Annotated in this window: 21 protein-coding genes; 10 read left to right on the top strand and 11 right to left on the bottom strand. The window is 65.9% G+C overall.

Translation table 11 applies throughout. The annotated features are described in order from the left end of the window. Nucleotides 1-42 precede the first annotated feature (42 nt). Nucleotides 43-1548, bottom strand: coding sequence for a phosphatase PAP2 family protein (locus tag ACFQZZ_RS08230; protein ID WP_378676201.1), 1506 nt, complete (start codon nt 1546-1548; stop codon nt 43-45). A gap of 425 nt (nt 1549-1973) precedes the next feature. Between ACFQZZ_RS08230 and ctaD the strand changes: the two genes are divergently transcribed. Then, a complete protein-coding gene (gene ctaD / locus ACFQZZ_RS08225; RefSeq protein WP_378676198.1) occupies nt 1974-3716 on the top strand; it encodes a cytochrome c oxidase subunit I in 1743 nt (580 codons plus the stop codon). A 24-nt stretch (nt 3717-3740) separates the two neighbouring features. On the opposite strand, the gene ACFQZZ_RS08220 is transcribed toward ctaD, so the two are convergent. The 3 genes from ACFQZZ_RS08220 to ACFQZZ_RS08210 all read right to left on the bottom strand — a co-directional run bounded on the left by ACFQZZ_RS08220 (nt 3741) and on the right by ACFQZZ_RS08210 (nt 7083). After that, nucleotides 3741-4184: a hypothetical protein gene (locus ACFQZZ_RS08220; protein ID WP_378676195.1), complete on the bottom strand. Its 444-nt coding sequence runs from the start codon at nt 4182-4184 to the stop codon at nt 3741-3743. 315 nt (nt 4185-4499) lie between these two features. After that, complete coding sequence (locus ACFQZZ_RS08215) at nt 4500-5474, bottom strand: NAD(P)H-dependent flavin oxidoreductase (protein ID WP_378676192.1); 975 nt, start codon at nt 5472-5474, stop codon at nt 4500-4502. A 64-nt stretch (nt 5475-5538) separates the two neighbouring features. Further along, a complete protein-coding gene (locus ACFQZZ_RS08210; protein WP_378676189.1) occupies nt 5539-7083 on the bottom strand; it encodes a phytoene desaturase family protein in 1545 nt (514 codons plus the stop codon). Nucleotides 7084-7337: 254 nt separating this feature from the next. Between ACFQZZ_RS08210 and ACFQZZ_RS08205 the strand changes: the two genes are divergently transcribed. The 3 genes from ACFQZZ_RS08205 (at nt 7338) to ACFQZZ_RS08195 (ending at nt 12489) form a co-directional block, all read left to right on the top strand. Continuing rightward, on the top strand, nt 7338-8921 hold the full coding sequence (locus tag ACFQZZ_RS08205) for an amino acid permease (RefSeq protein ID WP_378676187.1): 1584 nt from the start codon (nt 7338-7340) through the stop codon (nt 8919-8921). A gap of 473 nt (nt 8922-9394) precedes the next feature. Further along, entirely contained in the window at nt 9395-11236 is a 1842-nt protein-coding gene (locus tag ACFQZZ_RS08200; protein ID WP_378676474.1) for an alkyl/aryl-sulfatase, read from the top strand. A 116-nt stretch (nt 11237-11352) separates the two neighbouring features. Further along, a complete protein-coding gene (locus tag ACFQZZ_RS08195) occupies nt 11353-12489 on the top strand; it encodes a BTAD domain-containing putative transcriptional regulator (protein ID WP_378676184.1) in 1137 nt (378 codons plus the stop codon). 313 nt (nt 12490-12802) lie between these two features. On the opposite strand, the gene ACFQZZ_RS08190 is transcribed toward ACFQZZ_RS08195, so the two are convergent. Next, the gene (locus tag ACFQZZ_RS08190) at nt 12803-13522 is read right to left on the bottom strand and encodes a TetR/AcrR family transcriptional regulator (protein ID WP_378676181.1); all 720 of its coding nucleotides are present in this window, start codon (nt 13520-13522) and stop codon (nt 12803-12805) included. A 99-nt stretch (nt 13523-13621) separates the two neighbouring features. Here ACFQZZ_RS08190 and ACFQZZ_RS08185 point away from each other — a divergent pair, with 99 nt between their 5' ends. The 3 genes from ACFQZZ_RS08185 to ACFQZZ_RS08175 all read left to right on the top strand — a co-directional run bounded on the left by ACFQZZ_RS08185 (nt 13622) and on the right by ACFQZZ_RS08175 (nt 16213). After that, a complete protein-coding gene (locus ACFQZZ_RS08185) occupies nt 13622-14338 on the top strand; it encodes a DUF4386 domain-containing protein (RefSeq protein WP_378676178.1) in 717 nt (238 codons plus the stop codon). An 82-nt stretch (nt 14339-14420) separates the two neighbouring features. Continuing rightward, nucleotides 14421-14642: a hypothetical protein gene (locus tag ACFQZZ_RS08180; RefSeq protein ID WP_378676176.1), complete on the top strand. Its 222-nt coding sequence runs from the start codon at nt 14421-14423 to the stop codon at nt 14640-14642. A gap of 140 nt (nt 14643-14782) precedes the next feature. Further along, the gene (locus ACFQZZ_RS08175) at nt 14783-16213 is read left to right on the top strand and encodes an amidase (RefSeq protein ID WP_378676173.1); all 1431 of its coding nucleotides are present in this window, start codon (nt 14783-14785) and stop codon (nt 16211-16213) included. 80 nt (nt 16214-16293) lie between these two features. Here ACFQZZ_RS08175 and ACFQZZ_RS08170 read toward each other — a convergent pair whose 3' ends face one another. The 5 genes from ACFQZZ_RS08170 to ACFQZZ_RS08150 form a co-directional block, all read right to left on the bottom strand. Beyond that, nucleotides 16294-17391 carry a cytochrome P450 gene (locus ACFQZZ_RS08170; protein ID WP_378676170.1) on the bottom strand — a complete coding sequence of 366 codons (1098 nt, stop codon included), beginning with the start codon at nt 17389-17391 and terminating at the stop codon, nt 16294-16296. A gap of 143 nt (nt 17392-17534) precedes the next feature. After that, entirely contained in the window at nt 17535-18140 is a 606-nt protein-coding gene (locus tag ACFQZZ_RS08165) for an ATP/GTP-binding protein (protein WP_378676167.1), read from the bottom strand. After that, nucleotides 18115-18465: a DUF742 domain-containing protein gene (locus tag ACFQZZ_RS08160; RefSeq protein ID WP_378676164.1), complete on the bottom strand. Its 351-nt coding sequence runs from the start codon at nt 18463-18465 to the stop codon at nt 18115-18117. The genes ACFQZZ_RS08165 and ACFQZZ_RS08160 overlap by 26 nt, the downstream gene beginning before the upstream one ends. Nucleotides 18466-18499: 34 nt before the next feature. Beyond that, entirely contained in the window at nt 18500-18934 is a 435-nt protein-coding gene (locus ACFQZZ_RS08155) for a roadblock/LC7 domain-containing protein (RefSeq protein WP_378676161.1), read from the bottom strand. After that, nucleotides 18934-20397 (bottom strand): ATP-binding protein, encoded by a 1464-nt coding sequence (locus ACFQZZ_RS08150; RefSeq protein WP_378676158.1) that lies wholly within the window; start codon nt 20395-20397, stop codon nt 18934-18936. Before ACFQZZ_RS08150 ends, ACFQZZ_RS08155 begins: the two co-directional genes overlap by 1 nt. A gap of 412 nt (nt 20398-20809) precedes the next feature. On the opposite strand from ACFQZZ_RS08150, the gene ACFQZZ_RS08145 reads away from it, so the two are divergent. Next, nucleotides 20810-21241: an SRPBCC family protein gene (locus ACFQZZ_RS08145; RefSeq protein WP_378676155.1), complete on the top strand. Its 432-nt coding sequence runs from the start codon at nt 20810-20812 to the stop codon at nt 21239-21241. 106 nt (nt 21242-21347) lie between these two features. On the opposite strand, the gene ACFQZZ_RS08140 is transcribed toward ACFQZZ_RS08145, so the two are convergent. Then, entirely contained in the window at nt 21348-22883 is a 1536-nt protein-coding gene (locus tag ACFQZZ_RS08140; protein ID WP_378676153.1) for a DHA2 family efflux MFS transporter permease subunit, read from the bottom strand. Between the two features lie 103 nt (nt 22884-22986). On the opposite strand from ACFQZZ_RS08140, the gene ACFQZZ_RS08135 reads away from it, so the two are divergent. Both ACFQZZ_RS08135 and ACFQZZ_RS08130 read left to right on the top strand, forming a co-directional pair. Then, nucleotides 22987-23469 carry a MarR family winged helix-turn-helix transcriptional regulator gene (locus ACFQZZ_RS08135; protein WP_378676150.1) on the top strand — a complete coding sequence of 161 codons (483 nt, stop codon included), beginning with the start codon at nt 22987-22989 and terminating at the stop codon, nt 23467-23469. Nucleotides 23470-23505: 36 nt separating this feature from the next. Then, nucleotides 23506-24822, top strand: a complete 1317-nt coding sequence (locus ACFQZZ_RS08130; protein WP_378676147.1) for an FAD-dependent oxidoreductase — start codon at nt 23506-23508, stop codon at nt 24820-24822. Nucleotides 24823-24828 lie beyond the last annotated feature (6 nt).

Below are 24828 nucleotides of genomic sequence, written 5' to 3'. Positions count from 1 at the left end.
CGGCACCACTCGCCCGGCGCTTCGATCGCGACGACCGGCAGGTCAAGGCTTCTCGTCCGGTGGACGGAACAGGGTAAGGGCAGACGGTTGACTGGTGAAGGTGAAATCTTTGCCGCGGTGGTCGACTTCGCCGTCGGTGGCCAACGAAACGGGGGCAACGGCGACGCCGACATCCAAGCGGCCCGCTTGGCGGTGGACGTAGGTCGCCGAGCGTTCCAGCGTTCCGGTGAGCGTCGCCCAGATCAGGCGGGTGCGCGAGAAGGCGACGTCGGCGCGCAGATAGCGGATGTCGAGGGTGCCGCGGTGGATTTCGGGTCGTGACATCGGGATCTGGTGCGACGGGTGGTAGCGACCGTTGCCGATGAACAGCATCCAGATGGCGCTGCCCGCGCCATCGATGGTGGTTTGCAACGGCTGCGCCCGAAACAGCAGTCGTACCATGGCAATTCCCGCGGCCGGCCATTTGCCGATGCGCGTCTCCCATCGCTCACGCAGTCGGACGAAGTCCGGGTAGCCGCCGAGACTGGCCGTGTTGATGAAGGTTTGGGGTTCGGAACGATCGAATTGCACCCGCGCGGTGTCGATCCGGACGACCTCCCCCGCCTCCAGGGCGTTCAGCGTCCGCGCCATATCCTCCACCCCCGCGTCCCGCGCGAAATGGTTGAGTGTGCCGCCCGCGAAGACCGCGAGAGGCAGCCGATATTGCACCGCGGCGGCGGCCACACTCGACACCGTCCCGTCGCCGCCGAGCACGCCGAGGGCGACGAAGTGCTCTCGGCTCAGCATGTCGTCGAGTTGCGCGGCGAGGTCGACCGCGGGGTCGAGCTCGAGGATCTCCGCCGCGGGCAGGCGCTTACGCAGTAGCTGCAGGGCGTCGTCGCCGGTGCCACTGCCGGAATACGGGTTGGCGATCAACAGCAGCCCGTTTCCGTCCCGCACCGGCTCGATGCGCATGGCCGGTCCGAGCGTGGCGGGCTCGTCGGGACGCGCCGCCCACCAGCGTCGAGTAGTCAGTGCGATAGTGCTCCCGAGCAGTGCGCCTGCCACGACATCCGATGGCCAGTGCACCCCGATATGCACGCGTGAGTATCCGACCGCCAACGCTATCGGGGCAACCAGCGCGCCCGCGGCCGGGGATTCGAGGGCGACCCCTGTCGCGAAGGCCGCCGCCGATGCGGCATGCCCCGAAGGAAACGACGACGACACCGGCGGAGAAACCAGCCTGCGCACGAACGGAACCGACTCGTCCGGTGGTCTGCGCCGCGGAAACAGTGGTTTGGCAATGCCATTGGCCACCGCGCTGGCCACACTAACCGCGAGCAGCCCGCGCACCGCGCCACGCCGCGGCGCACGTCCGCCGACCACGACGAGGCCCGCGGCCACCCCTACCCACAACCTGCTGTAGTTGGCGCTCATGCTCAAGGTCCGCAGTAACCGATCGGCGGGAGTGGGTCGAACCCGCGCACTGCGGTCCACGAGCAGCCGATCCAAGCCGTTCGTAAGCCCTGGCAGCTGCGCGCTCGAGGTCTTGCGCTTTCGGCGTCGCATGATCGAAGCCTATCGAGAACCGCCGGATCCGTGCCCGCGACCGCCGACTACTTCGGCGGTGTGCCGATCATCTGGACTTTGATTCCGTCCCAATGGAATTGGACGTGGTGTAGGTGCCGTCAGACAGGCATTGCAGCTGCCGGGGGTCTCGCAGGGCAGGCCGACGGTGTCGTCGGCAGTCTGTGCGGCGTCCGATGCGGTGAAGCCGTGACTCTCCGGGGTCGCGGTCCCGATGCGATCGTGGCCCGCCACCGTCGCAGGCGAGAGCAGGTTCGGCCGCGTCAGCTGTGGCCACGGTGGGTAACTCCTCGCTAGAATTTCTATCCGAGTAGGGCGTGTCCGCTGGTTATGCGCCCGAATAAGGGTTTGCCGCGCATACGCTATCGCTGGTTTGTTGTCAGGTTCGTCCCGCACCAGGAGGATCAGTGACCGCCGTTGAGCCACAGCCAGTGCCGCAGTTGGTAGCGACGCGGCCGTTTCCTGCGCGGTTCGGGCCGAAGGGCTCGGCTATCTACCGGCTGGTCACGACGACCGACCCGAAGGTACTCGGCCAGATGTACCTGTTCACGTCGATGTCGTTCTTCATGATCGGTGGCCTGCTCGCCTTGCTGATGCGCGGTGAGCTGGCCAGGCCGGGTCTGCAATTCCTTTCGCCGGAACAGTTCAATCAGCTGTTCACCATGCACGGCACCATCATGCTGCTGTTCTACGCGACGGCCGTGGTGTTCGCGTTCGCGAATATCGTGCTGCCGCTGCAAATCGGCGCGCCCGATGTCGCGTTCCCCCGTCTGAACGCAGTCAGCTACTGGCTGTACCTGTTCGGTGCGAGCATGGCGACCGCGGGCTTCGTCACCCCGGGTGGCGCCGCCGACTTCGGCTGGACGGCGTACATCCCGCTCACCGACATCGTGCACTCGCCGGGCGTCGGTGCCGATCTGTGGATCTTCGGCCTCGCGGTGTCGGGTCTGGGCACCATCCTCGGCGCGGTCAACATGATCACCACGGTGGTGTGCCTGCGCGCGCCCGGTATGACGCTGTTCCGGTTGCCCGTGTTCACCTGGACGATTCTGGTGACCAGCATTCTGATCCTGCTCGCGTTCCCGATTCTGACCGCGGCGCTGCTCGCGCTGTACTACGACCGGCATCTCGGCGGCCACATCTACGATCCGGCCACCGGCGGCGTGCTTCTCTATCAGCACCTGTTCTGGTACTTCGGCCACCCCGAGGTGTACATCATCGCGTTGCCGTTCTTCGGGATCGTGTCGGAGATCTTCCCGGTGTTCAGTCGTAAGCCGATCTTCGGTTACACCGCGCTGGTTTACGCGACCTTCGCCATCGGAGCACTGTCGATCGCCGTATGGGCACACCACATGTACGCCACCGGCGCCGTACTGCTGCCGTACTTCTCGTTCATGACCTTCCTGATCGCAGTCCCGACCGGTGTGAAGTTCTTCAACTGGATCGGCACCATGTGGCGCGGTCAGCTGACGTTCGAGACACCGATGCTGTTCTCGGTCGGATTCATCGTCACGTTCTTGTTCGGTGGCCTGTCCGGTGTCCTGCTGGCCAGCCCGCCCATGGACTTCCACGTGTCCGACACGTATTTCGTTGTCGCCCACTTCCACTACGTGCTCTTCGGCACCATCGCGTTCGCCACCTACGCCGGAATCTACTTCTGGTTCCCCAAGATGACCGGCCGCATGCTGGACGAACGCCTCGGAAAGTGGCATTTCTGGACCACCTTCCTCGGCTTCCACACCACCTTCCTGGTGCAGCATTGGCTGGGTTCCCAGGGCATGCCGCGCCGCTATGCCGACTACCTGCCGGGTGACGGATTCACCACGCTCAACACCATCTCCACCATCGGCTCGTTCATTCTCGGTGCCTCGGTGCTGCCGTTCGTGTGGAACGTCTTCAAGAGTTTCCGCTACGGCGAGGTCGTCACCGTCGACGATCCGTGGGGCTATGGCAACTCGCTCGAATGGGCGACCAGTTGCCCGCCGCCGCGGCACAACTTCTACGAACTGCCGCGCATCCGGTCGGAGCGACCGGCTTTCGAGCTGCACTACCCGCACATGGTCGACCGGATGCGCGCCGAAGCGCACGTCGGCTGGGGCACGCCCCAGCACACCGGCTACGAGGTCAGCGAGGCGCACGCGGAGCGGTAAGTCAGCCCGGGGCGGGCGCTGCGTTCAGCCGCCGAAGACGACGCAAGCCCAGCCGACGTGGACGCCGGTGCCGACCCGGATGTCCACGGTCGCGACGACCCTATTGTCCGGCAGTTGAAGGGCGGCGAGCGTATGCCTGCCCAGCGTGGTCGGAACCCACTTGAAGAGGGCGACGCCACCCGACGGGGCGATGCCGCCGAGCGGGACCCCGTTGTCGTAGAAGAACACCGGGTCGACCGCCTGGGTGAGGATGGCCTCCAACGTGTATGCGCAGCCGGTCCCGTAGTTCGTCGCCAATCCGTAGGCGTTGTCGGGGAAGACCCCGAGCTGCCGAACCGCGGCGCCCGCGGTCGGTGTGGCGAACGAGATGGCGGCCGTCGCCGCCGCGAGTGTTGCCGCACAGGCCACTGCGCGCAGGCGCCAACGCCCGGCGGTCGCTGTCGTGGCTCCGATTGTCCGGTAGGTCATGATTCAAGTCCTCATCGCTCGACACCGGAGCCCGAGCGTCGGCGCGTTACCTCGAATCGTCGATCTACCAGGGCATATATTGTGCGCAAATCACCAAGTAGAACCTGGCAGGGCAGCTGCCCGTGCGAACGATGATATCGGCTCGACCGCTGCTCGGCGGCCGATCGGCACGGCGATTCGACGAAGTTGCCGCAGGTCAGCCACCTCGCCCGCACCGGCCGTCCCGTTGAGTCGAGCAGCTCAGCGCAACCGCACGGCAGGTCGACTGACGGTCCTTCGGTCGAAGAGGCGGTCGCGGGCAGACACCGTCGCCGGTCATTTCGTCGCGGCTACGCACCGTTTCGCGGCGTCCAGAATTGCCTTCTCGGCATCCCGGCCGATACGACCGACCAGATCTGCGGCGGACTCGAGATCGGTGATGAGATCGACGGCCTCGCCTGCCCACACCGGCACATAGTCCAGGTCATCCCGTTCGGCCGCATCTCGATACTCCTGTAGCGCAACAGGATCACTTGCCAGTTCAGCTTCGCGGCCGTGCCAGCGGTCGAGGAAAGGATTGCGGAGAGTGCGGGCGGGATACTCGGCAGGCCACGCGGACCCGCGCGCGATATCGAGGGCCCGATTGCACTCGGTGTCGCTCGCGTGCGCGGCGACAATGGCTTTGGCTTCCGCAGCGGAGATCAGTGCCTCGTGGGTGGCCTCGAAGCGGGTTCCGATGAGAGCACCCGCGGCGCCGAGTGTGAGTGCGGCGGCCAGGCCGCGACCGTCGGCGATGCCACCAGCGGCGAGCACGGGTGTCGACGCGGCCAGGTCGACAACGCTGGGCACGAACGGCAACGTCGCTCGATGACCGCAGTGCCCGCCGGCCTCGCTGCCCTGCGCAATAACCACGTCCGCTCCTACGTCGAGCGCGCGAGCGGCTTCGTCCATGTCGGTCACCTGCACGAGCAGGCGGATCCCGGCGTCGCGGATCGCGGCGGCATATGGTGCGGGGTCACCGAAGGACAACATGATCGCTTGCGGGCGGCGCTCGATCACCGACAAAACGATGTCCATATCGATCGCCCAGAGCAGCAGGCCGATCCCCCATGGTTTGCCGGTACCGTCGGCAGCAAGTCCGCATTCGCGATCGAGCCACTCCCGGTCACCCCCGCCGGCCCCGATCAACCCGAGTCCACCCGCCTCGGACACCGCCGCGGCCAGCACCCCTCCGGCGACGCCCCCCATCGGCGCGAGCACGATGGGATGCTCGATCCCGAACATCCCGGTCAGATCCGTCCGCAGTGCCATCGCCGCCCCTTCGCTCGTGACCCATCGTCGCCAACGACGATATCCCCGGCGAACGGGACATGGTTCATGTGACGCGCGGCGACTCGAGTACGGCCATGGCCGCGTTGTGGCCAGGGATTCCGCTGACACCGCCGCCACGCACCGCGCCTGCGCCACACAGGAATACGGCGCGGTGGCCGGTCGCCACGCCCCAGCGAGTGGCGGGATCGTTGCCCCCTTCGTCGGTTCGGTAGGGGAAGGCCAGATCTCGGTGGAAGATGTGGCCGCCGGGTAGGCCGACCTCATGTTCCAGGTCGAGAGGGGATTTCGCCTCGACGCAGGGGGAACCGTTCGCGTCGAGGGCGAGACAATCGGCAATCGGCTCGGCGAGCACCGCATCCAATTGCGCGAGAGCGGCTTTTACCGTCGCGACCTTCGCGCCATCGGGGTCGGTGGCGAAAAGCCTTGCAGGCGTATGTAACCCGAACAAGGTCAGCGTGTGCAGACCAGCGGCCTCCGGAGCGAGTATCGACGGGTCGGTCAACGTGTGGCAGTAGATCTCCGAAGGTGGCGCGGAGGGGATTCGCCCGCTCGCCGCTTCCCGATAGGCCTGATCCAGCTGCGCATACGACTCGGCGATGTGGAAGGTCCCGGCGAATGCCTCGCGCGGGTCGGTATTCGCGTCACGCAACCGCGGCAGCCGACGCAGGACCATATTCACTTTGAGTTGGGAGCCTTCGGGTTTCGGCTGTTCAGGCTCGCCGAGCAGTCGTCGCAGCTCGTGCGGTGCTGCGTTGACCAGCACGTGACCCGCTGCGACCGCGCCACCCTGGAAGCGCACTTCGGTCGCGACACCGTCGGTTTCGATGGCAGTCACCTCGCAATCGGTGATCAGCTCCGCGCCCGCGGAGCGGGCGGCCACAGCCAGTGCGTCGGTGAGCGCGCCCATGCCGCCGATCGGCACATCCCAGTCACCGGTGCCACCGCCGATCACGTGATAGAGGAAGCAGCAGTTCTGGCGTAGCTCCGGATCGTGCGCGTAGGTGAAGGTTCCGATGAGCGCGTCGGTGAGCACCACACCGCGCACCGTGTCGTCGGCGAACTCCGCCTCGATCGTCTCCCCCAGCGGCCGCTCGAACAATGCCGCCCAGGTAGCGGAGTCGTCCACGATGCCTTGCAGTTCCGCCCGCGACGGCAGCGGCTCGGTCAATGTCGGGAACACCCGTTGCGCAAGCGCACCCGTCCTGCCGTAGAACCGCTGCCACGCGTCGAAATCGTGGTCGGACCCGATAAGCCGGACAAAGCTCTCCCGCGTACGTGCCGCCGAACCGGTGTCGATCAGCAGACCACCGTCACCCACCGGCGTGAACGAAGAGATCCGCCTGCGCCGCGTCGCAAACCGCAATCCCAGCTCACGAACGATCTGCTGCGGCAATAAGCTCACCAGGTACGAATACCGCGACACCCGCGCATCGATCCCCGCGAATACCCGCGCCGACACGGCCGCGCCCCCGGTATGCGACTGCCGCTCGAGCACCAGCACCGACCGCCCGGCCCGCGCCAGATAGGCGGCGGCCACCAGCCCATTGTGGCCACCACCGACCACAACCACGTCGTAAGAGGAGCGCATCGGCTTCATTCATCCTCGATACCACGAATCGCTGGCCACGGACCGGACATGACGGTGTACGGCCGCCAGCGAGTCGCACCCACGCAGGCTGCCCCGTTCGCACTGTCCGTCAGCTATCTCCGCACCTGTAACAGGCGGGGGTCGATCACGAATCTGCCGGGTTTCGATGTTTCCCTGCGATTGACCCGGGTTCACTTCACACTTATCTTCTGGCAAACGCCGTATGAGGGCAGCGTTTTCACCCGGGAGCAAAAATGACCCAAGCCCAATCGCCGCAAAACCATTCACTGTCGGACGACGAACGCCGGCTCGCCGAACTCGGCTACAAACAAGAACTATCCAGATCCTGGTCCGGATTCTCGAACTTCGCCATCAGCTTCACCATCGTCTCGATCCTGACGGGCGGATTGGCCAGTTACGGAATCGGTCTGGCCAACGGCGGACCGATCACGATGGCCTGGGGGTGGCCGCTGGTGTCGGTGATGGTGCTGTTCGTCGGCCTGGCCATGGCCGAGCTGGCCTCCGCCTACCCGACTTCCGGCGGCCTGTACTGGTGGGCGTCGGAGCTCGGGGGCCCGGTGTGGGGGTGGTTCACCGGCTGGTTCAACCTGATCGGCCAGATCGCGGTGACCGCGGCCATCGACTACGGCGCGGCTATCTTCACCACCGCCGTGCTGAACGTTATCGGCATCGACATCGGAACCGATCGCACCGCAATATTTCTCGTCTTCCTCGTCATCCTGGTGCTGCACGCGGTGCTGAACGCGATCGGGCCGCATCTGTCCGCGGTGATCAACAACGTCTCGGCCTGGTGGCATGTCGGCGGTGTGGCGATCTTCGTCATCGTGCTCGGATTCGGCGTAAGCCACCATCAGAGCGTCGGGTTCGTGTTCACCGAAACCGTGGACAACAGCGCGGTCGGCTTCGGCGGGGTGGCGTTCAGCTTCCTGCTCGGATTGCTGCACGCGCAATACACTTTCACCGGCTATGACGCGTCGGCCCACATGTCGGAGGAAACGCACGACGCGGCGCGCACCGCGGCGAAGGGCATCATCAACACGATCGTCGTCTCGGCGGTCGCCGGCTATCTGCTCATTTTGGCGGTGACGTTCGCGATTCCGAATCTCGACGACGCGTTGAATCCGGAGAAGAACAGCGGCTACCCGGTGATCTACATCCTGGAGAACTCGCTGAATTCGTTCTGGTCGGGCCTGCTGCTGATCATCGCGGCCATCGCCCAATTGTTCTGCGGATATGCCTCGGTCACTTCCGCGTCCCGCATGCTGTTCGCGTTCTCCCGCGACGGTGCGGTGCCGGGATCAGCACTCTGGAGCAAACTTTCGGCTCGCAAGGTGCCGGTGAACGCGGTGCTGTTCATCTCCTTCTTCGCGTTCGTGCTGCTGATTCCGTCGATGCTGGTGCCCGCGGCGAACGCACCGACCGCGTACGCCGCCGCCACTTCGGTCGCAACCATCGGCCTGTACATCGCCTATGGCATCCCGATCCTGTTGCGGCAGCTGCACGGCAGCAGATTCCACACCGGCCCCTGGCAACTCGGTCCCTGGTATCGACCGATCGGCATCGTCGCGCTGATCTGGATCGTGTTCATCAGCCTGCTTTTCGTCCTGCCGACCGATGACCGCGGCTATCCGTGGAACAGCGAATTCACCTGGAACACAGTGAATTATGCTCCGATCACATTGGTCGTGGTGGTCGGCGCAATCGGAATCTGGTGGCTGGTGTCGGCCCGGCGCTGGTTCACCGGCCCCAAGCGGACGGTCGAGGACACGCCGCCGCCCGCAGGAATACCGGAAGACGAGGCGCCGGTCATCGCCTGACCCAGCGGGACCGACCCGCCGACCTCGGCAAACACAGCGGCACTACGTTCGGTGACGCAATGACTGCCGGGGCGGCGGGTTCGCCTGCCGCACGGTACTCGACCGAGCCTGTGCGGGCCCTTGGACTGCAGCGGGTAGCCGGTCAGATCACTCGCACCGTATTGCATTCTTAGTGCAATAGCAGGTAGCGTGGGCTATCAGGCAGCAATCTCGAAGTAGGTTGCCGCCAGCAGCCAATGGATCGAGACAGGAGATCGGCAATGGTCGATGGTGATCGCGGAAACGAGGGCGGCAAGCCAGCGGCACGCGTCTCGCGACGAGGGGTGTTCGGCGTCGGCGCGGCGGCACTCGCGGTGGCGGGCGCCGGCGCCGGGCTGACCGCTTGCGGTGACTCCACCGAGGTGAATCCGTCCTCGACGCCGACCGATCCGTCGGATCACATCGCTGATGCGAACAAGCAGATCTCGACCACCATGCCGTTCTCGGACACCGCTGACTTCGCCGACGCCGATCGCGGATTCATTGCCGCGCTGGAGCCGGGCGTTGTACAGGATGCCACCGGAAAGACCGTGTGGGACAACGATTCCTACAGCTTCCTGCGCGATCCGTGTCCGCTGTCGGTCAATCCGAGTCTGTGGCGGCAGTCCCAGCTGACCGTCAAGCAGGGGCTGTATGAGATCGCACCCGGCTTCTATCAGGTTCGCGGCCTGGATCTGTCCAATATGACGCTGATCGAAGGCGATACCGGTGTGGTCGTCATCGACCCACTGATCTCCACCGAAACCGCGGCTGCCGGCCTCGCCCTCTATCGCGCGCAGCGCGGTAACCGCCCGGTCACGGGCCTGATCTATTCGCACGCGCATGTCGACCACTTCGGCGGGGCCATGGGTGTCACCACCAAGGAAGACGTTGCCGCGGGACGCTGCCCGGTGCTCGCGCCGTCGGGCTTCCTGGAGCATGCGGTGGCAGAGAACATCTATGCGGGCACCGCGATGGCCCGACGGGCCGCCTACATGTACGGCGCGGCCCTGCCGCGCGGGCCCAAGGGCCAGGTCGGTACCGGCCTCGGCCAGACAACCTCGATCGGCACCACCACCCTGATCGACCCGACCCTCGACATCACCCACACCGGTCAGGAAGAAACGATCGACGGGGTGCGCATGGTGTTCCAGATGACACCGGGCACCGAGGCGCCCTCGGAGATGAACCTCTACTTCCCCGACCGCCGAATCCTCTGTATGGCCGAAAACGCCACGCACACACTGCACAACATCCTGACCCTGCGCGGCGCACTGGTTCGCGACCCGCACGTGTGGTCCAGGTACCTGACCGAGTCGATCAACCGGTACGCGCGCAACTCGGATGTGGTGTTCTCCTCGCACCATTGGCCGATGTGGGGCACCGACAAGATCGTGGAATTCCTTGCACTGCAACGTGATCTCTACGGCTATCTCAACGATCAGACCCTGCGGCTGCTCAATCAGGGCTATGTCGGCAGCGAGATCGCGGAGATGATGCGGCTGCCGCCCGCGATCACCGAGAACTGGTCCACCCACGGCTATTACGGCTCGGTCAGCCACAACGTCAAGGCGATCTATCAGCGGTACATGGGCTGGTTCGACGGCAACCCCGCGCACCTGTGGGAGCATCCGCCGGTCGAGTCGGCCAAAAGGCACGTCGATGCCATGGGCGGCGCGGACGAGGTGCTGAAGAAAGCGCAAAAGGCCTACGACGCAGGCGACTACCGCTGGGTTACGCAGATGGTGAACTACGTGATCTTTGCCGACCCCGACAACACCAAGGCAAAGAACATGCAGGCCAGCGCCTTCGAGCAGCTCGCATATGGCGCCGAGAACGGAACCTGGCGCAACTTCTATCTCAGCGGCGCCTACGAACTGCGCAACGGCTCTTTCGGCACCCCCACCAAGGCCAATGCGCAGGGCATGCTGTCCGCGCTCACCGTGGACCAGGCCTTCGACGCCATCTCCCTTTTTCTCGACGGGCCGAAGGCCTGGGACATCAACGTCGTCACCGACTGGCATTTCCGGGACGCCGACAACCGCGTGCAACGCACCGAACTGCGCAACGGCGTACTCATCCACTACGCCCGCACCGCCGACGACAACCTGCCCGCCCCGGACGCGACCGTCACGCTGACCCGCGGCGCGTTCGCCGAGACCATGCTCGCGGGGGCGAACATGCAGGAGGCAGTTCTGAAGGGCGACATCAGCATCGACGGCAACGTGGCCGCGCTGAAGCAGCTGTCGGGGCTGTTCGACAAGCCCAATCCGAACTTCGCGATCGTGACCCCATAGAACAGTCGAGCCGCCTCGGCCGTACACGCTGCATCACTATTCGGCCGACAAGGTGCGAAATACACAGAATCAGAGGGACACTGGAGGGTTGGATGTAGGTCGGGAGGAGTTCGGCGATGGCCGATACACGGGCGCGGTTCGGGGTGCTCGGCCCGATGCAGTTGACGATCGACGACGTTGTCCAGAATTTGGGCGGGCCGAAACAGCGGGCTGCGCTGGCGTATCTGGTGATCAACGCCAATCGGCATGTGTCGGTGGATGCGCTGTCCGAGGCGGTGTGGGAGGGCAACCCGCCGCCGGATGTGCGGGTGAGCCTGCACGCCATCGTGTCGAATCTGCGGAAACCCCTGCGGGACGCGGGACTTGACGCACGGCCGTTGCTAGCGCACGTCGGGGCGGGCTATCGGGTCGCGGTGGCCGAGGACGCCCTTGATGTGCAGCGGTTTCGCACGCTGCGGGACTCCGGGTTGCGGGCGTTGTCTGCCGGGAGTTTCTCTGCGGCAAGCGAACTCATGACCGACGCGCTCGGGCAATGGCGTGGGCAGGCCCTCGCGGATCTACGCGGGCTCGGTTTCGCCGACGCCTATGCCGCTGCACTCGACGACGAACGAATCGGCGTGATCGAGGCGCGCGCCGAGGCCGATATCGCGCAGGGCCGCGCGGAGGCGGTGGTCTCGGGGCTGACACTACTCATCGACGACCATCCGTTGCGGGAACCGTTGTGGGAGCAACTGATTACCGCGCTGTATGTGAGCGGTAGGCAATCGGACGCACTCGAGGCGGTGCGGCGGGTGCGCGCGACTCTCGCCGACGAACTCGGCATCGATCCCGGTAGGCCGATCCGTGAATTGGAGGCGCGCATGCTGCGGCAGGAGCCGCTCGATGCCCGCTCGGTCGCAGCCGCCACGGCCTTCCGCGCGACCACCATCATCGACCGGGATTCCCATGTACACCAGGCGTTTCTGCGCGATCCGACCGGCCGCCGATACCCGGTCAACGGCCCCTTCACCCGGATCGGACGGCTGCCGCACAACGACATCGTGCTCGAAGAGGGCAAGGTCAGCCGCCACCACGCGGTGATCGTGAGCAACGGCCGAGCCCACGTAGTCAAGGACCTGATGTCCTCCAACGGCCTCTACGTCGACGGTGTCCGAGTTATGGACAGCGCCGCGCTCGCCGACGGCTCCGTCGTCCGCATCGGCGACACCGACCTGACATTCGTGCTGGTTCCCCTCGACCCCCCGCCGCCATGAGCTTGCAGCGGGACCTGAGCCATTGGCGGTTCATTAGAACCTCATTGGCCTCCTCCAGCACTGTGAGTTTCAGCCGAGATCTGCTGGAAAGCCCTGGAAGGGACCGAAAAACCATGGTCGCATCCCTTGTCCGCACCCTGCGTCGCGTACTACCGGTGGCGGTAGGCGCCATAGCCATAGCCGGTTCGAGCCTCGCCATACCGGACCATGCTCACGCCGCTGGTCCCGACATGTTTCACCTGAGCCGCGTGTGCCCCGACGCAAATCCCTGACCGGCAAAACCTACGGGTCGCTTGCCACTCGGTAGTCGAACCTATCCAGCGGTGCCACGCACTGGAGCGCCGCTGGGTGGCCGGTCGGTGGAGCTCCAACCCTGACGCCACAGTCGTTCGAACCCTTCCAAGAGGAGGTCGAGCGCGAATTCGAACTCGAACTGATCGTCGCAGCCGGGCCCGACGACAGTGTGTCGGTCGTGGTTCGCGCCCGCGATCTCCATGATGTGGGGATAGCGGGCCGACATCTCGTCCAGCGCGGGCGCCTGCGGGTCCATGCCTTGGGGAGCGTCGAACAGCTCCTGGGTGAAACCGAACATCCGGCTCCCCAGCGCATGCATCACATGATGGGTGAGGTCGACGGAGAAACCGCCCGCCCGAAACATCCCGATCATCGAATCCATGTACGCCAACACAATCGGCGTCGGCGCGGCGCGCGACTCGATTACTCGCGACGCCCATGGATGGCGCAGGAGCGCTCGGCGTGCCGCGAGAATTCGCTGCCGGACCGCGGCCTTCCATTCGACACCGGGTTCCGGCGGACCGATCTCGCCGACGACGACGTCGACCATGCCACTGAGCAGTTCCTCCTTGTTCGCAATGTGCTTGTACAGCGCCATCGGCACGACGCCGAGTTCCTGTGCGAGCTTGCGCATGCTGAGGGAGTCGATGCCGGTGTCATCGGCGAGGGCGACGGCGGCGCGCAGGACCCGTGCTCTGCTCAGTGGGGTGCGGCGCGTGACCTGCGTCTGGTGAGCCAAACCAATCCTCCTCTTGACGAGGTGTACATCGTACACCTAGCATTCCACGGGACACTCGAGGTGTACGCCGTACACCTCGGTCACGAAGGAGAAGTCCACATGAGCTCAACGAGGACAGCGGCGGTAGCCGCAGGCGTGCTCTTCCTGATCACGGAGGTCACCGCAATGGCGGGCCTGGCCCTATACCAACCGGTCCTGAGCGACGCGGAGTACGTCGTCGGTGCGGGCGCCGACGGTCGCGTGCTGATGGGCGGGCTTGTCGAGCTCATCCTCGTCGTCGCCGTCATCGGCACCGCGGTCGTGCTGTATCCCGTCCTCGCCAGGCATGACCACGGCGTGGCCATAGGCTACGTTTGCGGTCGCCTGCTGGAAGCCGCCGTCATCACTGTCGGCATCATCAGCGTTCTCTCGGTCGTGACGTTGCGTCAGGACCTGGCGGGAACCGCGGGCCAGGACAACCCCGCACTCGTCACCGTCGGCAAGTCCCTCGTCGCCATCCACGACTGGACGTTCCTGCTCGGACCCAACTTCATCCTGGGCGCCAACAGCCTGCTACTCGCCTCCCTGATGCACCGATCCCGGCTCGTGCCGCGGCTCATCGCCGTGATCGGGCTCGCCGGTGGCGCACTCATCTGTGTATCGGCGACCGCCGTCCTGTTCGGGCTCTACGACCAGATCTCCGTCTGGGGCTCGATCGCCGCACTCCCGGTGTTCGTGTGGGAAGTCAGCCTCGCTGTGTACCTGATCGTCAAGGGATTCATGCCATCTCGCGACACCTCGGCGGCGGAACCACGCACGGAACCGTCTGTCGCATGAGAGCTGAGAGCGGAGGCTCGCAGCGGCGACGCCGACGTCGTAACCTGGGCTCGACGTCAGCACTCGACAGGATGACCAGACCATGACCGATCCACGCCCCGGCGACAGCGATACGTCGAACGTGGTCGCGATCCTGCGTCGTTGGCAGGAGTCCGGGGCGGTGTGGCGCGTCGTCGGCCGACGATCGGGTCGGGTGACTGTCGGTCTCTACGAATGCACCGGCGGCGCGGAGGTCGATCGTCTCACCTCCGCCGAACCGGCCCTGCTTCGTTTCATCGGCGATCGGCGCAGCAGCGAGGACTGACGACACGCCTGCCGCCGGAATGACTGTCGCAGTTGACACGCCCGGCGAGTCGGCGTGTACTCGGCAACTGAACATTCGTCCAGCCAGTCGCGCCGGTGCGACCCCCGTCGCGTTCCGTCGCAAGGACCGAGAGGAACGCGATGAGCGAGGATACGAGCGCCCGCACCGAGGGGCTCGCTTTCACCGGGGTGGCTGGGCAGGCCGAAGCGATCCGCTCAGGTCGCGTGTCGGCGGTCGAGCTGACCGAGCAGACCCTCGCCAGGATCGAGCGGCTTGGGCCGCGGCTCAACGCGTTCACCAGGGTGCTGGCCGATCAGTCACTGGCACAGGCCCGTGCACTCGACGAACGGCAGGCGCGCGGGGAACAGCTCGGGCCATTGCACGGCGTGCCGATGGCGATCAAGGACGAAGTCGATGTCGCGGGTGTGCCAACGACTTTCGGCGGCGCCTCCATGATCACGCCCGCCCCCGCCGACGCCGAGATCGTGCGCAGGCTGCGGGCGGCAGGGGCGATCATCGTCGGTAAGACCGCGCTGCCGGAGTTCGGCACCTGGCCGTTCACCGAGTCGGCGGCGCACGGCTACACCCGCAACCCATGGGATCCGACGCGCACGACCGGCGGCTCCAGCGGCGGATCCGCGGCTGCCGTCGCGGCGGGCGTGGTCGCGGCCGCCACCGGCGGTGACGGCGGCGGCTCGATCCGGATACCGGCGGCGTATTGCGGCCTGTTCGGTCTGAAACCGCAACGGGGACGGGTCAGTACCGCGCCGCACCGCGACCTGTGGCGGGCACTCGGCACGCTGGGTGTGCTCACCAGGACGGTCGCCGACAGCGCACTGCTCTACGACATCATCAGCGGAAGCAGCGCGACGGACCGCTGGCATGCTCCCGACACCAGCTTCGCCGCGATCGAGCCCGCGACCCCGCTGCGGATCGCGGTGTCGCTTCGGGCTGCCGTGCCCGGCATCCGCCCCGACCCGGAATGCGTTGCGGCAGTTCGCTCGACCGCGGACCTGCTAGCCGGGCTCGGCCATCGCGTTGAAGACTTCGACCCTCGCTACCCGGATGTGACCTCGGCATTCTTTCCCCAGTTCCTCGGCGGGGTCCGCGAGGAAGCCGAACGAGTCGACCGGCCCGACCTGCTCGAACGCCGCACCCGCACGATCGCGGCCATCGCCCGCGGTCTCGCGCCCGAACCCGTGCTGCGCTGGGCCGAACACCGCGGCGAACAGATTGCCGCGACGGTCAACCAGGTCTTCGACCACTACGACCTGCTACTCACCCCGACCATGCCGCACCTGCCTGCCCCCGTCGGCAGGCTCGACGGCGCTGGGGTAATCCGTGCGATACAGCGCAGCGTCCCCATGACCAGCTACACCGCCGTCTGGAATGTGTGCGGCAACCCCGCCGCCTCGATCCCCGCGGGCTGGTCGACCTCCGGGCTACCGCTCAGCGCCCAACTCATCGCCCGCCCCAACGACGAACTCGGCATCCTGCGCGTAGCCACCCAACTCGAGCAGGCCCGCCCGTGGGCCGATCGACGACCCGAGCTCGAACCGGCCCACCCGTGAAAACCTCCACGCGACCAAGGTGACCGGTTTACGCTCCCGAATCCGCGCGGACTCCCTATATGTCAATCCCCGTTGGATCCCTAGAACACCGGCAACGGTGGCGATTTGGGGAAAACGACAGGTAGCGAGACCAGGGCACGATGGAAGGGTCCCGGCCGCCATGCCAGGTCCTCCACGTCGGCTGCCAGTTGGAGCTCAGGGAGTGCGTCGAGCAATTGGTCGATGGCCTCCTGCACGATCAGGTACGCGACCGACCTTGCGGGGCAGGCGTGCGGCCCGACACCCCACGCCAGATGCGAACGATTGTCGGTGTATTCACCGCTCCCGATGGCGGGGTCGTTGTTGCAGCCGGACATGCTGATGACGACGGGCTGGTGCGCGGGCAGCCACACACCGTCGATCAGGATCGGCTGCTTGGGGAAGGAGACGCAGTAGTTCGCCATCGGCGGGTCGGTGAACAGGACCTCGTCGAGGGCGTCGCGGGTGGACAGGCTGCCACCGTGCACGTCGCCGGCGAAGCGGTCGTCGGTCATCATCAGCAGCAGCGTGTTGACGATCAGATTCTGCTGCGGCTCGATGCCGGCGCCGTAGAGGGTGACCAACTGGTGGATCATCTCGACATCGCTGAGCTCGGCAGGCTGCCTCAGCAGCCGCGTGGTGATGTCGTCGCCGGGTTCTTTCCGTTTGAGGGTGACCAGCTCCAGCAATGCGTCGGTAAGCATCGCATTGCCCTTGTCCGCGTTGACGCCCTCGAAAATCGCGGCCATGCCCATCGCGACCTGGTGCCCGATCTCCGGCGTGCAGCCGAGCATCGTATTGAGAACCTCGAAGGTAAGCGGAAACGCGTACTGGCTGATCAGGTCCGCGGCACCGTCTTCGCAGAAGGTATTGACCAGCGGGATGGCGACCCTCTCGACAACGGCGTGCAGTGCGTGCAGGTCGATCTCGGCGATACTCGCGGTGTTCGCCTGCCGGTAGCGCAGATGGTCCAGACCCGCGCTGCGCAGTGCGTTCGGCCGCCATTCCAGCATCGGCAGGATCGGGCACTCGCCGGGCACGTACCGCTGCCAGGTGCGCGGATCGGCCGGGAAGTGATCGGGATCGTTGAGAATCCTTACGGCGGTGTGATATCCGATCACCAGGGTGGCGGGTATGCCGGGCGACAGGTCGACCGGCACCAAAGAACCGTACTGACTACGCATCGCGCGATAGGCGCGGTGTGGATCTGCCGCGAACTCTTCGGAATAGAGGGAAACGCGGGGCCCATCGGTATCGATCGGCGATCCATGCGGTACTGGGCAAGATCCAAACACTTGCGTGGTCAAATACGTGACTCCTGGCGGTGAAATAGGAATTCGACGAGCGTGATCATGGACCGCAGGCACGTACTCCTATTGCGCGCGTCGAGCGACGTCAAGGGCGTTCCAGCCGCGAGATCGAGCGCGTCCCGGATCTCTTCGAGCGGATAGCGTTTGGCGCCCTCGAACTGATTGACCGCCACCGAATACGGCACACCGCGCTCCTCGAGCACCGACAGCACCTCGTCGGCCTTCTCGATGCGCCGGGTATCGACAAGCACCAGCGCACCGAGCGCGCCACGGGCTAGCTCTTCCCACAGCGGCACGAAGCGCTTCTGGCCCGGCGTCCCGAAAAGGTACAGCGCGAGTTCGGGATTCAGCGTGATCCGGCCGAAGTCCATCGCGACGGTCGTCTGCGACTTTCCCGGCAGCCCCGCCATATCGTCGACACCGACGCTTGCCTCGGTGATCGTCTCCTCGGTGCGCAGCGGCTTGATCTCGGAGAGGCTGTTCACGAACGTGGTCTTGCCGACGCCGAAATTGCCCGCGACCAGGAGCTTTACCGACCTGGTCACGGTGTCGGGAACATAGTCGACGTCGCGCTCAGGCCGGGAGAGCACGGAGTCCATTGAGTACCTCCTCGAGCAAAGAGATTTCCGGCACGACAGCTGCCGGACGGGGCATGACGAGGTGCTCGCTGTCGAGCAGATCGGATACGACGATCTTCACCACCGACGGCGGTAGATCGAGATAGGCAGCGATCTCGGCGATCGAAAGAGCGCTGCGGCGGCTGCAGAGATTCAGCACCTGGCGCGCGTCGGGACTGACGCCTGGCACCGGGTCCTTGGCGACCAATACCAAAGTAACCAGGTCCAATTCACGACTCGGCCGCGTTCGTCCTCCGGTCCGCACATACGCGCGGACCAGATCCGGATCCCGCCGCGACCCGCTCATGGCTGCGCCTTATCAGCGCTCGGCTGCGTGGCGCTCACGGCAAGCCGCCGCTATCAGCCCTCCCACGTGGCTGGCTGCCGAGCTCGTGCCCGACCCGCCCGGCAAGCTCATTCATGCGATGCGCGACCAGGCCGACATCGGCATCGGTGGTGGTGGCCACGCCCAGCAGCGCGCCCTCACCGGCCGCGGTGATGAGGATCATCCCCTGGTCGTACTCGGTCATGTTCTGTCGCACGCCATTATCGGAGCTACCGCAGAACTCGCCGAGCGCCTTGCCGAGCGAACGCAGACCCGATGCGGCGGCCGCGAAACGTTCGGCATCGTCTTTGGACACCCCACCGGAGTGTGCGATCCGCAGTCCGTCATCGGACAACAGCACGGCGAATCGGACACCCGGGGCATTCAGATCCTCGAGTAGCCAGCCCAATTTGTTGGTGCTGTCGGCCCCCGCCGTAATCGGTGTGCCCATCAGGATGTCATCCCTTCGGTGTGGTCGGATGGGGTGTTGTTGGCTAGCGGCAAACTGTCGGTCGAGGCCGCGCGGCCACTTTTGGAACCGCTTTGCCAAGCTGCTGCGACATCGGGTCGAGCAAGTCCGGGTTCGGTGTCGGAGCGAACCGCGCCGACCGGAGCAGGTGCCGGTGCCGTCGTTCTGCGACGCCGCTTGGGTAAGCCGCCGCTGGTGATGTCGTGCACCGAGAACGGCTGGTCCTCGACCGGCTGCTCGTGTGCGCCGACCGCCGCCGGTACCGGTACCGGCGTTGGCTCGGCGGGAGCAGGAACGGGGGCGACGGCCGCGATGCCGTTATCACCGGGTTGTGGTGCGACGAGCAGGGCTTCGGGGATGTACACCATCGCGCGCATACCGCCATAGACGTTGGGGCCATCGATGTAGACGGTGAACCCGTAGCGGCGCGCCAGCGCCGCGATACCGGGGAAACCGACCTTCGGCGACGGGCCGAGCTGGTGGATGTCGACCGGGCGCTCATGGGCGAGCACCTGCCTTGCTTCCTCCATCTGCTCAGGGTTCATCCGCACGCCCGCATCGTCGACGATGACGGTGACGCCGTGATGACCCTCCTGGAAGGTGACGTCGACGTACGACGTCGGCGGCGAATAACGCAGCGCGTTGTCGAGAAGCGTGGCGAGCGTGTGCACGAGCGGTTCCACCGCTCGGCTGATGACAGTGCGATCGAGCTGGTTGGGTCGCACGCGCAGGTAGTCACGCACGCGGCCGGTCGCGCCGCCGACGACGTCGGTGAGCGACTGCGCGGGCCAACGTCGGCCGGGCAGGCCACCGCACACGATCACGTACGACTGCGCCTGGCGCAGCATCTGCTGCACGGTGTGGTCGATGCGCGTGAGGGTCGCGTAGACCTCGTCGTCGCGGTGTTCACGCAGTGCGGCGCTGACCACCTGGCTGACGTCCGCGCCGAGGCTCACCACCGAGGTGCCGAAGGACCGCACCGCCGCACTGGTCGCCGCACGCGACGACGACTCGACCTCGGTGCGAGCGGTCTCCTGAGCGGACTTGACCGCCGCTTGCGCCTTGTCCTCGGCCTCGCGGTTGACGGACTCCCGTGTTTCGATCTGCAGGAGTCTCAGCTCATCGGCGTAGCGCTCGGCGATCCACCGCAAGAGCTGCGCGAACCGCGAATTCTCCATGCCCGCGGGCACTTCGATCGAAGGCGCCGTGATCTCACCGCGGCGGACCGCCTCGGACACCGAGGGCAGTGTGGTGACGGCGAGGTGCTCGACGGCTTCTTCGAGCGCTCGATTCTGCTGTACTAGTGCCTCATGCTCCTGCGCCAGCGCAGCGGCGCGTGCTCGCTGCTGTCTGGCGGTTTGCGCCAGGTACAGCGCCGCCACCACGGCAAGCACCAGCGCGGGGGCGAGGATCCATGAAAGCACCACGGCGATATCTTGATTCATCAGTTCTCTCGTCGTATTCGGGCTCTAGGCTCACCGGACAAGCCGGGCCACGTCACGGTCTGTGTCGAGACTTCTGTGCGTTTCCTTTGGGTGCCACAGGCTTCTGCCACAGCGCTTCGTCTCGCCTTCCTCGCGACGCCGACCATGAGCAACCCTGGTCGGATCAGGTCCGCGTCGGAGGCCACTGCCTCCCGACGACTCGGCCACATTAGCAGCATTGCCAGGAAGTCTCTCCGGATACGAGTTCAATGCTGAGAACGAGCTTCGGTGCAGCGGAGTAGATCTCGTGCGATGCAGTGCCGGATCAGGCCGCCGCCAGGCCCTTTCCCGGATCATCCCCTGCTGCGGCGCCCCGGGTTCCGGGCGCGGGCGAGGCGGGCATGGAACTCCGGGTACCGGATACCATGCGCGGATGGCAAAGCTGAAGGTCTCCGTCGACGTTCCGATCTCCCCGGAGGAGGCGTGGTCGCACACCTCCAATCTCAATGAGCTTGACCAGTGGCTCACCATGCACGAGGCGTGGCGCAGCGAGGTTCCGAGCGAGCTCACGGTGGGCACGAAACTGGTCGGCGTCGCCTCGGCGAAAGGCTTGCGCAACCGGGTGACCTGGACGGTGCAGGCCGCCGAGCCGCCCCGCCGGCTGGCGCTGACCGGAGCGGGAAAGGGCGGCACCAAGTTCGGCCTCGAAATGATCGTCGCCCCCAAGGGCGCGGGTTCCGCGGTCACCGTCTCGATCGATCTCGGCGGCCCACCCCTGTTCGGCCCCATCGGCTCCGGCGTCGCCCGCGCACTCAAAGGCGACATCGAGCGCTCCCTCGACCGCTTCGTCGCGCTCTACGCCTGAGCTCGAGCGGGGGCGGTTGTCGGCCGACAACCGCCTCGAATGCGAACGGCCAGGCGTCGGTGTGACAACACCGACGCCTGGCCGCATCGCACCGCGGTGGTGCGTGTCAGTGCATCACCGCCGCTGGTGCATCGGCGATCTCCGAATCCTTCGGTTTCGTGCGCGGCAAGAAGAATGCCGGGACCAAGGTCAGCACGATGAGGACCAGCGCGACGATGTAGGTGTTGCTGAATGCCTCGGCAGCCTGCTTCAGCCCCGCTTCGACCGCACCCGGCGGAAGCTGCCCTGCGATAGCGGGATTGGAGTTGGACGCGATCGCCGGTCCGGCGAACGGCTGATCCTTCAACAGGTTCGTCAGCACCACCGACATGGTCGCGGTGCCGATCGAGCCCGCGGTCTGGTTGATGATGTTCATCAAGGTCGAGCCGCGGGCCACCTGCTGGTGGGTCAGCGTCTGAATCGCCGCGGTCATGATCGGCATCATCGTGCAGCCCATGCCGAGGCCCATCACGAACAGTGCGCCGCACATGGCCAGGTAGGAGGTATCCGCCTCGAGCTGTGTGAAGAAGGACGTGCTTACCGCGATCAGCGCGATACCGAACAGCACGATCTTGCCCGGCCCGATCTTGTCGACCAGGCGGCCCGCGATCGGCATCGTGAGCATCGCGCCGAGACCCTGTGGCGCAATCAGCAATCCGGCGGCCAACGCGGATTCACCGCGAACCTGCTGCAGATAACTCGGCAGCAATAGACCCGCTCCGAAGAACGCGATCGCGAACAGCACCATCGTGAGGACCGCGAAGGTCAGCGACCGGTTGCGGAACAGATGCAGATCGATCAACGGATGTTCGGTGCGCAGCGCATGGAAGACGAACGCGACCATGAGGACAAGGCCGATGGCCGCGGGCGTGAGCACCTTCGCCGAGGCGATCGTGCCCTGTTCGGGTATGGACGACACGCCGAACAGGAACAGCGCGAGACCGGGCGAGGCCAGCAGCATGCCGAGGAAGTCGAACGACTCCGACGGTTCCGGATTGTCCGAGGGGAACACGATGAAGGCGAGAACCAGCGCGACGATACCGATCGGCAAGTTGATCAAGAAGATCCAGTGCCAGCTGAACGCGTCGATCAGCCAGCCGCCGAGAATCGGGCCGCCGATCGGGCCGAGCAGCATCGGCACGCCGAGCACGGCCATTACGCGGCCGATGCGCTGCGGGCCCGCGGCGTGGGTCATGATCGTCATGCCGAGCGGCATCAGCATGCCGCCGCCGATGCCCTGGATCACGCGGAAGGCGATGAGCGACTCGATGTTCCAGGCAAAGCTGCACAGCACCGATCCGAGCACGAAGAACGTCAGCGCCATCATGTACAGACGTTTGGTACCGAACCGGTCCGCGGCCCACCCGGTGAGCGGAATGACGGTCGCCAGCGCGAGCGTGTAACCGGTCATCGTCCACGCCGCGATCGCGTAACTCGTATCGAACTCGAGCTGGAAGGTGGGGATCGCGACGGTCACGACGGTGATGTCGAGGATCGACATGATCGCGCCGAGCACGACCACGCCTGCCACCTTGAACACCGCCGCGTCCAGCTTGTCGATCGACGGGTCCGACCCCGCCTGATTATCCGGAGGATGGTTCACCGGTTAAGGGTGACACCTCCGCGTCCGAAGAACCAGCAGATTCCGTTCTTTCGAATGCCCAACGATAGTTGTTTCACGGAATCAAATAATCTACTGTTGTTTCATGCAAGCAAATAACGATCAGATCGCCGCACTGGCCAGGACGACCGCGCGCTTCTCCGAGGCGATGCGCGTCGGGACAGCCAAGGCCTTCGATCCGGTCCGAGTTGGCGTGCTGCAGCTGGCCGTCGAGCACGGCCCGCTGCGGGCGGGTGAGGTGGCCGAGCGGTTGAGCGCCCTGCCCTCCTCGATCACCAGACACGTCAAAGCGTTGACCGATGCCGGACTGGTGCACACCCAAGCGGACCCGGCGGACCGGCGTGCGGTGCTGCTCGAAGCGACCGACGCGGGCCGCGCGGAGCTGCGGCAGTTCCTCGACGTCGGCGCGCAGGTCTTCGGCGCGGTGATCGCCGACTGGTCGGCGGCCGACGTGGTCGCCCTGACCGGATTGCTCGACCGATTGATCGAGTCCTGGGCCGCCCACGGCGCGGAGCAACAGCACCATGCCGGGCGGCGCAGCAGGCCCTTCGGCTGGAGCCAGGAATAAGAGTGCTGCGAATTGCACAGATTGGAAGGAAATGTCATGTCTGCCAACAAGTCCCCGCATGTGATTGTCGCCGGTGGCGGCATCGGCGGTCTCGCGCTGGCCAACGGCCTGCGCAAGGCGGGCGTCAGCGTCGCGGTGTACGAACGCGACCGCCACCGCACCGACCGGGTGCAGGGGTTCCGCATTCACATCAATCCCAGCGGCAGCAGGGCGCTGCACGGGTTACTGCCCGAGGCCGCCTACCAGGCGTTCATTGTCAGCGCGGGCAAGGGCGCCACCCGATTCGGCTTCGTCACCGAGCAGATGAAGGAGCTGCTGAATCTCGATTCCGAGGCGACCGAGGGTGAACGCGACGAGGTCGACCGCCACTACGGCATCAGCCGGATCACCCTGCGCCAGATCCTGCTTGCCGAGCTCGGTGCCGTGGTGCAGTACGACAAGGCGATCACCGGCTACGCCGAACTGCCCGACGGCCGGGTCGAGGCTTACTTCGCCGACGGCAGTTCCGCCATCGGTGATGTCCTGGTCGGCGCGGACGGCGGAACGTCGCGCGTTCGCGCACAACGCCTTCCGCGGGCGGAGCGGGTGGAGACCGGCATCGTCACCGTCGCGGGCAAATTCACCCTGACCGACGAAAGCAGGCGGCGGCTCGCGCCGAAATTCCTGGCCTCACCCCTTGCGGTCATGCCGCCCAAAGGATGTGGGATGTTCATCGCTCCGCACGAATTCGATCGGCCGGACCCGCGGTACTCCGGCATCGGCGGCAACGACGGCGCGGCCGCGCTCGTCCCCGGTGCGCTCTTCGACAACACCCAGCCGTACGTCTTCTGGGCCTACGCCGCCAAGCGCGGCGACTACCCCGGCGAGCTGGAATCGTTGGATGCCACGCAGTTGCACGACATGGTCAACCGGCTCACGGCCGGGTGGGCGCCCGAATTGCGCGAACTCGTCGGCGGATCCGAGACCGACACCATCACCCTCATCCCGATCCGCACCTCGGTTCCGGTGCCGCAGTGGGAGACGACGAATGTCACCCTGCTCGGCGACGCGATCCACAGCATGACGCCGTTCCGCGGTATCGGTGCCAATGTCGCGCTGCGCGACGCCCAGCTGCTGTGCCGCAAACTGGTCGCCGCCGCCAACGGCGAGCAACCGCTGCTCGCCGCCATCCACGACTACGAGGCGCAGATGATCGAGTACGGCTTCGCGGCCGTGCGCGACTCGCTGACCGCCGCCGAGCAGACGGTGTCCGACAACTCCGTCGGGCGGGCCATCGGCCGGACGGTATTCCGGGTAGCGGAGGCCGTGCCACCGCTCAAGCGGAAGATGTTCGCGGGCTTCGGCTCCGAGTGAGAATGG

The sequence above is a fragment of the Nocardia sp. GCM10030253 genome (genome assembly GCF_042675075.1).
Classification (GTDB): domain Bacteria; phylum Actinomycetota; class Actinomycetes; order Mycobacteriales; family Mycobacteriaceae; genus Nocardia.
The sequence above is the reverse complement of the archived record's forward strand: the minus strand, read 5'-3'. Positions and strand labels throughout refer to the sequence as shown.